General features: G+C 69.9%; 8 protein-coding genes and 1 pseudogene. 1 reads left to right on the top strand and 8 read right to left on the bottom strand.

The features are described from left to right. Window positions 1-548: 548 nt before the first annotated feature. Window positions 549-833 (top strand): annotated as a pseudogene (locus ACZ4V6_RS34570) (integrase core domain-containing protein); the annotation flags it as partial. A 47-nt stretch (window positions 834-880) separates the two neighbouring features. On the opposite strand, the gene thrS reads toward ACZ4V6_RS34570, so the two are convergent. The 8 genes from thrS to ACZ4V6_RS34530 all read right to left on the bottom strand — a co-directional run. Beyond that, window positions 881-2,908 carry a threonine--tRNA ligase gene (gene thrS / locus ACZ4V6_RS34565; RefSeq protein WP_467834938.1) on the bottom strand — a complete coding sequence of 676 codons (2,028 nt, stop codon included), beginning with the start codon at window positions 2,906-2,908 and terminating at the stop codon, window positions 881-883. A gap of 61 nt (window positions 2,909-2,969) precedes the next feature. Continuing rightward, complete coding sequence (locus ACZ4V6_RS34560) at window positions 2,970-3,740, bottom strand: fumarylacetoacetate hydrolase family protein (protein ID WP_467834937.1); 771 nt, start codon at window positions 3,738-3,740, stop codon at window positions 2,970-2,972. A gap of 13 nt (window positions 3,741-3,753) precedes the next feature. Further along, entirely contained in the window at window positions 3,754-4,668 is a 915-nt protein-coding gene (locus tag ACZ4V6_RS34555; protein WP_467834935.1) for a TIGR03619 family F420-dependent LLM class oxidoreductase, read from the bottom strand. Window positions 4,669-4,672: 4 nt separating this feature from the next. Next, window positions 4,673-6,352 carry a GH3 auxin-responsive promoter family protein gene (locus ACZ4V6_RS34550; protein WP_467834933.1) on the bottom strand — a complete coding sequence of 560 codons (1,680 nt, stop codon included), beginning with the start codon at window positions 6,350-6,352 and terminating at the stop codon, window positions 4,673-4,675. A 39-nt stretch (window positions 6,353-6,391) separates the two neighbouring features. Next, window positions 6,392-7,384, bottom strand: a complete 993-nt coding sequence (locus ACZ4V6_RS34545; protein ID WP_467834931.1) for a zinc-binding dehydrogenase — start codon at window positions 7,382-7,384, stop codon at window positions 6,392-6,394. Then, window positions 7,381-8,745, bottom strand: a complete 1,365-nt coding sequence (locus tag ACZ4V6_RS34540; RefSeq protein ID WP_467834929.1) for an aminotransferase family protein — start codon at window positions 8,743-8,745, stop codon at window positions 7,381-7,383. Before ACZ4V6_RS34540 ends, ACZ4V6_RS34545 begins: the two co-directional genes overlap by 4 nt. Window positions 8,746-8,832: 87 nt before the next feature. Next, on the bottom strand, window positions 8,833-10,023 hold the full coding sequence (locus tag ACZ4V6_RS34535) for a cytochrome P450 (protein WP_467834927.1): 1,191 nt from the start codon (window positions 10,021-10,023) through the stop codon (window positions 8,833-8,835). Between the two features lie 60 nt (window positions 10,024-10,083). Continuing rightward, on the bottom strand, window positions 10,084-12,707 hold a 2,624-nt coding region (locus ACZ4V6_RS34530; protein WP_467834925.1), incomplete at its 5' end, for a type I polyketide synthase.

The raw sequence follows: 12,707 nt of genomic DNA, 5'->3' as shown, positions 1-12,707 counted from the left end.
CGGCCGCTGCTCACGGCCTGTTGCCCCGTGGCCTTCGGCAGCAGCGTTCCACGAGCTCTTGGGTCGCTCGGGGTCGGGCTACCGCCAGTCGTCAGGACCCCCACCCCGCCATTCGATCAGCGGCGTGGTGCCCGCCTCTTCGTGGCTGAGGAGGGTGCCGGGGCGGCGTACCACTGCCAGTACGTCCGCTGCGCTCCACGCGGTCACCGCCGGTTCCTCCTCGACATGCACCGTACGAGTGCCGTCACCGGTCTGAGCGTGCACGACTACCGGAGCGGTTCTCCCGCCCCGGCCGCCAGGAGGGCGCGGACAGTCCCATGGTCCGAGACCGGGGCCCCCGCTTCCCCGCCGCCGCTCCCATGGCCCGGCGCGTCCGCTGTTCTCGCTCCGCCACGGAAGCTTCCTCATACAGGCCGCTCTCCTGTATCAAGCAACAGCTACGTTACTGACAGGATCCCTGCAGGAACGTGGAGGTGCAGCCACCGGCTCACCGTAGGCAAGCCGGCGCCCAGGTGCTGGTGGGCGGCACAGCGGTTGTTCGGGCATGTGCGGCCGCCTCCGCCGGAGTCTGCCGCCGGCACGGCATCCGCCGCAGCACAGGCCGGGCCGGCCCGAGCTATGACGACGCCCTCACCGAGTCCTTCTTCCAGGACCTCAAGCGCGAGTTGCTCCACGATCGCCGCTGGACCTCGAAGGCACCGACCCGGCTGGAGCTGTTCCGCCGGCTGCCCTGCTACAACCGTCGCCGTCGCCATTCCGCGCTCGGCTACCTCACACCAGCCGAGTTCGAGCAGCAACCGATCACGACACGTACGCTGTCACTCGTCGCATGACACCCATTGCCCACTTTCGGGGATCAGCCTCGCTCTACGGCCATGGGTCAGGCCTCGGATTCCGGGCGGACGTGACCGGCGCCATCGAGGCTCCTGGTCCTGATGAGTCCGGTGACATGGGCCACGAAGTCCTCCAGGGACATCGGGGTCTCCTTGCCGGAGCGATCGCGTACGGTCACGGTGCGCTGTTCAGCCTCCCGCCTGCCGACCACGACGATGAGCGGGATCTTCCGGGTGACGGCCGCGCGTACCTTGGCGTTCAGCCGGCCGTCGCCGGCATCGACATCGGCACGCACGTCCGCGTCCAGCAGCACGTCGCGGACTTCCTCGGCGTAGTCCGTGAGTTCCTCCACGATCGGAATGATCCGGACCTGCTCCGGCGCCAGCCACACCGGGAAGGCGCCTGCGAAGTGCTCGGTGAGATAGGCGGTGAAGCGCTCGTGCGAGCCAAGCGGGGCACGGTGGATCACCACGACGGGTTTCTCGGTGCCGTCGGAGTCGTGGTACGTCAGCCCGAAACGCTGCGGGGTGTACAGGTCGACCTGGTTGGTGGAGGCGGCGAACTCCTTGCCGGTGACGGCTCGGATCATGAAGTCGACCTTCGGGCCGTAGTGCGCGGCACCGCCCAGGTCGATCTCGAAGGGGATGTCGGACTCCTCCATGGCCTCCCGGGTGATCCGCTCGGCGTCCTCCCACATCTGCTCGTCGTCGTGGTACTTGTCCTTGTTCGCCGAGTCACGCAACGCGAGCACCATGTAGAAGTCGCTGATGCCCAGAGTGCGGTAGTAGTCCGCGTGCATGCGCATGACTTCCAGGAACTGGTCCTTGGCCTGGTCCGCCGTACAGTAGATGTGCGCGTCGTTCTGGCTGAATCCGCGCGTGCGCATCATGCCGTGCAGCTGACCGCTGCGCTCGAAGCGATACACCGTGCCGTATTCGGCGACCTTGTAGGGCAGATCGCGATAGCTGTGCGGACGTGCCTTGTACACCATGTGGTGGTGCGGGCAGTTCATCGGCTTGAGGTAGTACTTCTCGCCGTCGATGTCAATCGGCGCGTACAGGTCCTCCGCGTAGTACGGCAGGTGTCCCGACAGGTAGTACAGGTCCTCCTGGGTGATGTGCGGAGTGACCACCCGCTTGTAGCCCAGCCTGCGTTCGGTGTGCCGGGCCCAACTCTCGAGTTCGTCGCGGACGATCGCCCCGTTGGGCAACCACAGCGGCAGGCCGCGGCCGATCTCCTTGCTGAACGCGAACAGGTCGAGTTCTTCACCGATGCGGCGGTGATCACGCTTGGCGGCTTCTTCCAGCGCGACGAGATGAGCCTTGAGCGCGTCGCGGGTCGGCCAGGCGGTGCCGTAGATGCGCTGCAGCTGGGGGTTCTTCTCACTGCCGCGCCAGTAAGCCGCCGCGTTGCGCAGCAGCTTGAACGCCGGGATCAGCCGGGTCGACGGAAGGTGCGGGCCCCGACAGAGGTCGGACCAGCATACTTCGCCGGATTTCGCATCAAGGTTGTCGTAGATCGTCAGGTCGCCGCTGCCGACTTCCATGACCTCGGCAGCGTCGACGTCACCCTTGAGCTCCACGAGTTCGAGCTTGTACGGCTCGTGGGCGAGCTCCGCCCGGGCTGCCTCCTGCGAGGGGAACTCCCGGCGGCGGAAGCGCTGGCCGGACTTGATGATCTCCTTCATCCGCTGCTCGACCCGTGCCAGGTCCTCCTGCTGGAAGGGGCGCGCCACGTCGAAGTCGTAGTAGAAGCCGTTCTCGATCGGCGGTCCGATGCCGAGCTTGGCCTCCGGCCAGAGTTCCTGCACTGCCTGGGCCAGTACGTGGGCTGTGGAGTGGCGCAGCACGTTGAGCCCGTCCTCGCTGGACAGCGCGACCGCTTCGACCTCGAGTTCGGTCTCCGGGCTCCAGTCGAGGTCGCGCAGGGTGCCGGCCGGGTCTCGCACGACGACGATCGCATGGGGGCCGCTGAGCGGCAACTCGGCCGCGGCGACCGCGTCGGCGCATGTCGTCCCGGCCGGGACCACCACGACTAGGCGTTCGGTCTTGGCCACGGGACGAGTTACAGACACAGGAATCTCTCCTCGGAAAGCAGCGCTGCTCGGGAGGCACTGCGAAACGGAACCGTGTTGATCACGCGAGTGTAGTGACCGACCTGACCTGATGCCCTGTCACCGAATTTGTGAGCGAACCGATTTCGTCAATCCGCACGGTGACGTCGTCGCCGGGGCGCAGTACGCCGGCTCCCGTCGGTGTGCCGGTGAGAATCACGTCGCCGGGCAGCAACGTCATCAGTGCGCTGCACCGGGACACGACGGCGCGGACGTCCCTGATCATTTGTTTGGTCGAACCGTCCTGGCGTACCGCGCCGTTGACAGTTGTGCGCAGCCCGAGGTTCGAGGGATCCAGGTCGGTACGGATCCACGGTCCCAGCGGACAGAAGGTGTCGAAGCTCTTGGCCTTGGTCCAGTGGCCGCTCGGTTCGCCGATGTCCCAGGCGGTGACGTCGTTGGCGCAGGTGTATCCGAACACCACCTGGTCCGCTGCGGCTGCCGACACGTCGTGGCAGCGTCGTCCGATCACCACCGCGAGTTCCCCCTCGTAGCGGACCTCCTCGGCTTCCGCCGGCAGCAGGACGGGGCTGTCCGGGCCGATGACGGAGGTGGACGGCTTCATGAAGACGACCAGGTCCGGTGTGACGGCGTCCCCGTAGTTGCGGCCGACGACCAGAACCTTGCTGGGCTCGACCGGCGCCAACAGCCGGACCTCGGCCAGCGGGAGGGACTCGCCAGTGGGCCGGATCTCGTCGAAGGGGGTGCCGGACAGCAGGTGCGCCAGCCCGGCAGTGGTGTCGACACGGGCATACGTCTGGTGGTCTCCGGCGGCAATACGCGCGATCAGCATGGTTTTCGTCCTCTCACCAGCGTCCGGGGGCCAGCTCACGGAGCAGCAGGTCGACACGGTTCGTCACGTCGTCGGCCGGTGCGTCCGGTGAACCGATTTCGGGGTCGAAGTTCGGGTCCACGAAGATTTCGGTCAGTCCGGTGTCGGCGAGCACTGCGAGATCGGCCCGGATCTTGTCCGCGGTACCCGTCAGCAGCGGCTGGTCGCCGTCCGGTCGTGGGCGCGGTCGCACCGGGGCGCGGCAGACGAACCGCAGTGCCGCCGGGTCGCGTCCGGCTCGCTCGGCGCTGTCGCGTACGACGGCGATGGCGTTACGGATAGCGGTGGGGGTGGCCTTGCTGCTCGCGATCCAGCCGTCGCAGAGTCGACCGGCGCGGCGCAGCGCCGTGGGTGCGCTGCCGCCCAGCAGCAGCGGCGGGTGCGGGGACTGGGCGGGCTTGGGGTCGAACCGGGAGGTCGGCACTCGGTAGAAGGGGCCGTCGTGTTCGACGGTCTTCCCTGTCCACAGGGCACGCAGACAGGCGAGGAAGTCCTCAGCACGGCGCCCCAAGCCCGTCGCGGACACGCCGGCCGCGGCGAACTCCTCGGCGGCCCAACCGTTGCCGAGGCCCACGTCGAGGCGGCCGCCGGAGAGCAGGTCGAGGGTGGTGAGCTGCTTCGCCAGTACCGCGGGTGTGTGCAACGGCATGATCAGAACGGCGACGCCGAGGCGGATCCTCGTGGTGTGCGCGGCCAGGAACGACAGGATGACCAGGGGATCGTGGACGCCGCGGTTGGCCTCGCCCCAGGAGTCGTCGGCCGCGCCGAGGACCCGCTGGTAGGTCCACAGGGAGTCGTATCCGAGCTGTTCGGCGCTGCGCGCGACGTGTACGGCGGTGTCCGGGGTGGCCCAGGAACCGGACACGGGTACGGCGAATCCGATGCGCATGTCGTCACGTTCCCGTCGGGCAGGCTCGGACGAGACCGAGCTCGCGCAGTATGTCGAGGAACGCCGAGTCCTTCTGCAGCCAGTGGTGCTTGATCTGGGCTCCGGCGGTGCCCTGGCGGAACCGTCGTTCGGCGATCGTGCGGAAGGCTCCCGGCACCAGGGGCAGGATCTGCAGCGGGCGCAGGCGTCCGCTGCGACGCTTGTCGGCGTACTCGACGTTGACCTCCTGGAGCGTCACGTCGATGCGGCGTGCGGTGTCCTGCACGTCCGACGTGTCGTAGGAACCGGCCCATTCGACGGCGACCAGGTAGTGCGGTGGGGTGCCCCAGACCGGGATGCCGGAGAAGTGGGGGTGGTCGGCCAGCTCGGAGCCGAGGACGTGCATCACCGCGGTGTGCACGTCGGACTCGGTGAGCTTCTCACCCGTGAACGAGCTCTGGAATCCGGCGCGTCCGAGGAACTCCAGCCGCGGAACGGCGCCGACCGCGCCGACGACGCGGTACACATCGCCCACGTCGTAGCGGTAGAGGCCATTGGCCTGGCTCATGACGAGCCGGTAGTCGGTGCCGGGTTCCAATTCGTCGTAGCCGAGGGTGGGACTGTCCGCGGGCAGCGGGCTGCCGTCGTCGAGGTCCCGCCACGGCACGAACTCGAAGTGCCCCTGGTCGACCGCCAGCGGTCCCGCCGAGGGGTGGTCGTCCATGGGCAGCGTGACGATGCCCTCGGTGCCCGTGGTGCTGAACGGCAACGTCGCCACGCCGGGCGCGAGCCGTGACAGCCACGGCCGGTACAGTGCCGCGGAGGCGGAGTTCCAGCACACCAGCAAGCTCAGACCGGGCCACAGGTCGGTGAGCAACGGCTCGCCGCCCGCGCGGTCGAAGGCCTCGGCGAGCCTGCCGGCCAGGGCCGGATCGCCGGCTGTGTCGACGCCGCCGTCGTGCAGGTCCCGTACCAGGCGTTCGCCGTTCTCCTTCAGCGTCTCCGCCAGCAAGACGATCTTGGACGGGTTCACGGAGACGATCAGCCGCAGGTCGTGGTCGGCCAGCCGCAGCAGCTTCGCGTAGAGCAGGCCGGCCATGGAGGACGCCTCGGGGTCTCGTGTGAACCAGCTCTCCGAGCGCCACGGCGGGTTCCAGTCCTCGGGGTCGTCGGACACGGGGCGCTCGGTGATGCCGTACACGGGGAAACCGTGCAGGCGGTGGCGTGGGGGCCCGGGTTCCCAGGACAGGTCGAGGACCTCGTCGCCGGTGAGCCGCTCCGTGCCGATCTGCTCGAAGTACAGTCCCCACTGGGCGTACAGCGCGGGCCCGCGATAGGCGCGGCGCCAGTGGTCGGTGGTGGGCACCAGCTTGGCGCGCCCGGTCGATCCGGACGTGCGCAGGAAGGCGTAGGGGTCGTCGGAGGTGAGCACGCGGCGTTCACCGGAGAGTTGCCGGTCGACGTAGGGCGCGAGTTCGTCGTAGCTGCGGATGGGCACGGCGCGCCGCCACTCCTGGCGGGTGCGGACCCGGGCCAATCCGTGTTCGCGGCCGAAGCCGGTGTCACGTGACACCGCGAGGATGTCACCGAACACGCGCTCGACTGTCTCCTCGGGCTGTGCACAGATCTTGCGCTGCACGGCAAGCGCGCTCTGCGTCCTGGGCAGGAAGTCCTGGTTGAGGGCGGTGTTGCCCGTCACAGTCACGGCTGTTTCCCCCTGGGTCGGTGCGGAACAGGAGTGCGTTCACGCCACACGGATGACGACCTTTCCGAACGCTCGGCGCTCCTCCAGTTCGGCGACCGCCTCGGGGGCCCGGGCCAGAGGGAAGTCGGCGTGCAACACCGGCTCCAGGACGTCGGTGGCCACGAGGTCGAGGATCGTGTGCAGATCGTCGCGACGCCACGCGTTGGAGCCGAGGATGTCCAGCTGACGTGACCACACGTAGCGCAGATCGGTGGTCGCCTCGTACCCGGTCGTCGCGCCGCAGGTGGCGACGCGGCCTCCGGGGCGTGCGGAGCGCAGCGAGACGGGCCAGGTGTCCTTGCCCTGGTAGTCGACGACCAGGTCGGCACCGCCGTCGGTGAGCTCGCGGACCCGGCGCCGTACGTCCTCGGCGCTGGTGTCGATCGTCTCGGCCACGCCGAGTGCGCGCAGCCGGTCGAGTTTGGCCGCGGATCCGGAGCAGGCGATGACCCGGGCGCCGGCACGCACGGCGAGCTGGACGCAGGCCACGCCGACACCGCCGGTCGCCCCGAAGAGCAGGACCGTTTCGCCACGGCGCAGTCTCGCGCGGCTGAAGAGCATGCGCTGCGCCGTGCCGTAGGCGATCGGCAGCGCGGCGTAGCGGGCCGGATCCGAGGCCCCGGCCGGCACCGGTATCGCGTTGTCGGCCGGTGCCACGACGTACTCGGCGAGCCCGCCCCAGTAGTGCTCACCGAGAATGCCGCGCCCGATCATCGGGTCGAGCAGCACGCGGCTGCCCAGGAGCCGCTCGCCCGCCTCATCGGTGGCCTGCTCGACGACGCCGACCACGTCGCCTCCTGACACGTGCGGCAGTTCCAGGCGGACGCGCGGCAACCCGTTGCGCACATGGATGTCGAGGTGATTCAGCGCGCAGGCCTCGACACGTACGGCGATCCATCCCCGAGGAGGCGCCGGTCGCTTGACCCGGTCCAGGGCCAACTGCTCGGGGCCGCCCCAGGCACGGATGACGGCCGCCCGCATCAGCCCTCTCACTCCCCGGTCACCTCGCGGATGGCCCGGTACAGCGTGCCGGTGAGGAAGCGCAGGTCGTCATGGGTCATCGACGGCGACGGCAGCATGGTGATCACGTCTCCGGGGACCGCGTTGACCAGCACACCGTTGTCCCTGGCCAGAGTGCAGATGCGGTCGACGACGCGCTCCTGGGGCGGATAGGGGGTGCGGGTCCCGCGATCGGCCACCAGCTCGACACCGGCGATCAGCCCGAGTTGCCGGACATCTCCTACGTGGCTGAGCGCGCGGAAGGGTTCGAGTTCGGTGGCGAGCACGTCGGCGAGTGCCTTGGCCCGGGCGGGAACGTCCTCCTTCTCGAACAGGTCGAGGCTGGCCAGGGCGACGGCCGCGCCAAGCGCGTACCCGGAGTAGGTGCTGCCGCTGAGGAAGACGCTCTCCTGGAACGCCTCGAAGATCTGCTCCGTGGCCAACGTGGCCGACAGCGGCAGATAGCCGCCGGTCAGTGCCTTGCCCACCGTCATCAGGTCCGGCGTGACGCCCTCGGCGTCGCACGAGAACGTCGTGCCCGTGCGGGCCCAGCCGGTGAGGACCTCATCGGCGATGAGGAGGACGCCGTGCCTGCGGGTGATCTCCGCGACCTTCGCGAGGTGGCCGGCCGGTGCGGTGATCACCCCTGCGAGGGCCTGCACCCTCGGTTCGACGATGACAGCGGCGATCCTGTCCTTCTCCCGGGTGAGGATGTCCTCCAGGGACTCGGTGCACTCCAGCGCGCAGTCCGTGTCGGACGACCGGCCGACCGGGCACCGGTAGCAGTTGGGCTGGTGGAAGGAGAGGGAGGAGAACAGCAGGGGCTCGTAGGTCTTGCGGATCATGTCGACCTGTTCGCCGTTCTCACCGCGGAGACTGATCGTGCCGAGGGTCTCTCCGTGGTAGCCGCCCGCCATGGACACGAAGGTGGACCGCTGCGGCTGTCCCTTCGCCACCCAGTAGGCGTAGGCGGCCTTCAACGCCGTCTCCACCGCGGTGGACCCCGACTCGGCGAAGAACACTCGCTGCAGTCCGGAGGGCGCCATGGCCGCCAGGCGGGCGGCGAGTTCCACCGCGGCCGGATGCGAGACGCGGTACAGCGTGGTCTCGCCTGCCTTGCGTGCCTGGGCGACCAGGGCCTCGACGAGTTCGGTACGACCGTGTCCGTGCAGGTTCATGCCCATCGACGAGCGGCCGTCGAGGTAGCGTTTGCCGTCGGCGTCGATCAGCCAACATCCGTCGGCGCGTTCGACGACGAGCTGGTCGCGGGCCATCCACTCGCCCATCGGCGTCCACGGGTACCACATGTGCTGCCGGTCGAGTGCGCGCAACCGGGCGACGTCGGTCTTCTCCACTTCGAGCCCTCCGTGATGGTGTTGAAGGTGGTCGGGGGCTCCGCCGCGCACCGGTGTCCCGGTGCGCGGCGGAGCCGGCGGCTACTGCTACCAGGTGACGCGGAGCTGGCGCGGCCCGTAGGACAGGGCGTCGCCGCGGAAGGGGATGTCCTCCTTGGCAACGTCGAGCCGCAGGCCCGGCAGCCGCTCGGCGACGGCCCGCAGCGCGATCTCCAGCTGGACGCGGACGAGGTGCTTGCCCAGGCACTGGTGCGGTCCGTGGCTGAACGCCAGGTGGTTGCCGGCCGGGCGGCGAATGTCGAGCCGGTGCGGCTCGGAGTACTGCTGCGGATCGCGGTTGCTGGTGTCGAGGAGCACGATCACCGCGTCTCCCTCCTTGATCTTCTGCCCCTCGTAGTCGATGTCGGCGGCCGCGACCCGTTTGGTGGCGCGGGCGATGGTGTAGTAGCGCAGCATCTCGTCGATGGCACCCGGCCACAGGTGCGGTTCGGCCCGCAGTTCCTCGGCGACGTCCGGGAACTCGGCGAGGGCCAGCACACCGAGCCCCAGCATGTTGGCCGACGGTTCGTGCCCAGCGACCAGCAGGAACAGCGCGTTGTCGACCAGGTCGGCTTCGCTGAGTTCGATCTCCTTCGACGCCTTCGCCCTGACGATCATCCTGCTGAGCAGGTCGTCGCCGGGCTTGCGGGAGCGCTGCTGCACGACGCTTTCGACGTAGCGGCGCAGTTCGACGACGGCCTCGAGGTTCTCCTCGCCCCGGTCCATCTCGATGATCTGCTCGGTGCGCTTCTGGAAGTACTTGCAGTCCTCCTCCGGGATGTCCAGCACCTTGCAGATGGTGCGGGTGGCGACCGGGAAGGCGAACGCCTCGACCATCTCGGCGGGCGGACCCTTGCGGACGATCTCGTCGACGATGCCGCCGAAGACCTCCTCGAAGAACGGCCGGACCTCTTCGGCGTGCCGGGGGGTGAAGTCCTCCGCGACCATGCGACGGGCGATGTCGTGTTCCGGGGAGTCCATGTTGAACAGGTGGCGGCTGAACTGACCCCGCTTCTTCTGCAGGGCCTCGCGCTGCGAGAAGGACGGCACCTTGGCCGGGTTGTTGCTGATGCGGCGGTCGGCGAGCAGGGTGCGTACGGCCTCGTGACTGGCCGCGAGCCAGGCCGGGCGTCCGTCCTCCATGGTGAACGGGCAGACACCGCGCCCCTCCTCGAGGAGCTCGAGATGCTCGGCGGGCGGGGTGTCGGGCACTGACCGGCGAACGGGGAAGGAAGGCATGAACTGACTCCGTTTCAGGTGATGTCAGGGACATGGGACGTTGCTGTCAGCGACTAGACGTCAGTCGCTGAGGTCTGCGGGGGCGGGGACGGCCGTGACGAGCCAGCCGTGCACGGTGTCGGCGGCCTTCGGGGCGTGTTCTTCCATCATCGTGAAGTGGTCTCCGGGTACGTCGGCGGCGGTGTGCGGCAGGTTCCAGCGGGCCTGCCAGCGCCCCTCGACGGGCATGCCGGGCATGGGGTCGCCGGCGCGTACGTGCAGCACCGGCACGTCGACCGGATCCGGTGTCCAGTCGAAGCCGAAGTAGTGGCCCATCGCGGTGAGCCAGGCCTCGCCGAAGGCCGCGCCGGTCCTGCCGTCGCGGTCCCGCTGGCCCTGCTCCATGGCGCCCTGGATCCGGGCCATCACCTCCGTCTCGTCGGGGGCGTAGGTGTCGACCAGCACGACGGCGGCGGGTGGTCGGCCCAGGCCGGCGAGACGGGCGGCCAGCGCGTGCGCGGCCAGGCCACCGGCCGAGTAGCCGAGCAGGACGACCTGGTCGTGCTCGGCCAGGGACCGCACGTGGGTGCCGAGCAGGACGTCCAGGCCGGCCGGGAGCGGCTGTCCCGGCACGAACCCGGGCTGGCGCAGGACGAAGACGTCGCGCCGTCCCCGCAGGGCCGCGGCGAACCGGAGGAACTTGTGCGGGTCGGCCTTGCCGAGGTGAGAGGGGATGCAGAACAGGGGCAGGTCGCTCCCGCCGGAGGTGAGCCTCAGCGGCGGCAGCTCCAGTTCGGCCGCGTCACGGTAGACGGGCCGGAAGCTGGCTGCCGTGGTGAGCAGGTCGATGAACTCCAGCCGCCGGCCGTGCCGGTCGGCCTCCTGCCACAACTCGCCGAGGCTGCCCGCGCCACCCGCGTCAGGGCCGCCTGCCCGGGTGGCGCCGACCGCCCCGATCCGCTCCTGCAGATGAGCGACGAGACCGGCGGGCGTGCGCTGCTCCAGGGTGAGCGTCGCCGGAAGCGCCGTCCCGGTTCGGGCGGCCAGCCGGTTGCGCAGTTCGATCGAGGTCAGCGAGTCGAAGCCGAGGGCGAGGAACTCCTGGTCGGCGCCGATCCGCGCCGGGTCGGCATAGCGCAGTACGGCGGCGATCTCCGCACGCACGGCCTCCAGCAGCACCGCGGACTGCTCCTCGGACGGACGGCCCGCCAGCCGGCCGAGGAGATCGGGTTGCGCTTCGACGACAGGGCCCGCCGACCGGGTGGCACGCACCTCGGGGAACTCGTCGAGCAGACGGTACCGGGCCCCTGCGGCGAGCCGCGCCCAGTCCGCGTCTGCCACCACGAGTGGCCCGTGGGCCCGGCCCAGGGCCTGTACGGCCTGCTCCGGCGGCAGCGGGGTGAGACCGCTGCGGCGCAGCCGGTCCCCGACCTCCTGCGCGGCCGCCATGCCGTCGCCCGACCACGGTCCCCACGCCAGCGAGGCTGCGGGCAGCCCCTGCGCGATGCGGTGCACGACAAGGGCATCCAAGTAGGCGTTGGCAGCAGCGTAGTTGGCCTGCCCGGCCCCGCCCAGGACGCCCGCGAGAGACGAGAAGAGCACGAAGGCGTCCAGCTCCCGGCTCCGGGTCAGGTCATGCAGGTTCCTGGCGCCCACCAGTTTCGGCCGCAGGACACGCTGGACCTGGGCAGGGGTCAAGGAAGTGAGCAGTCCGTCGTCGAGGACGCCCGCGGCGTGCACGACCGCGCTGGGACGGTGCGCGTCCAGCAGCGTGCGTACGGTGTCCCGGTCGGCGACGTCACAGCGCACGACCGTCGCCTTCGCTCCCGCGGCGACCAGCTCGGCCCGCAACGCCTCGGCACCCTCGCCGTCGGGCCCGCGGCGCCCGGCCAGCACGATGTGTTCGGCCCCCTGTTCCACCAGCCACCGCGCGACATGCCCCGCCAGCGCACCGGTCCCGCCGGTGACCAGTACAGTGCCGCGCGGCGTCCACCGGCCGCCCTCGGTGCGGACACGGACCAGCCGCCGGGCGAACGCCCCTGCCTGCCGGATCGCAGTCTCCTGCTCCTCCCGGTCCAGCAGCCGGGAGCACAGCCGCCGGCTGACCGACTCGGTGAGGTCCGCGGGCAGGTCGATCCGCGCCGCACCGAGTTCGGGCCGCTCGGCGGCGGCCGCCCGGGCAAGCCCCCAGAGCGTCGCCTGCTCCGGGCTGGGCACGTTGTCCGAGGCACCGACGGCCACGGCCCCGCTGGTGATGACCCACAGCGGTGCGCCGGACCCCGCGGCGGCCCAGTCCTGCATGAACCGCAGCGTCGTCCCCAGACCGCCGTCATCGTCGCCGCCCAAGCCCAGCAAAGAGACGATTCCAGCAAGATCGGCATCCGCGTGGACGTGGTCGGCCTCGCGCACGGTGGCGCCGTGCCGGGTCAGCGCTTCCGCGACGGCGTCGGCGAGCGGACACGGCCCTGCCGGGCGGACGAGCTGCCAGGTGCCGGTCAGGACCGGCGTCGGGCCGTCGTCGACCAGCGGCGTCCAGTCGATGCGGTACGTCCAGTCATCGAGAGGAGTGTGGGAGGCGTCCTCAGCGTGGGGCCGGGAAACGCGCTGCATCCAGTAGTGCTGGTGTTGGAAGGGGTAGGTGGGCAGGTCGACGGTACGGGCCGGTGGGAACAGGGCGGCCCAGTGGACCGGGTGGCCGTGGACGT

It is taken from the genome of Streptomyces sp. NPDC029152, from assembly GCF_055564355.1.
Note: the sequence above shows the minus strand (reverse complement) of the source record. Positions and strands in the feature narration are given on the sequence as shown.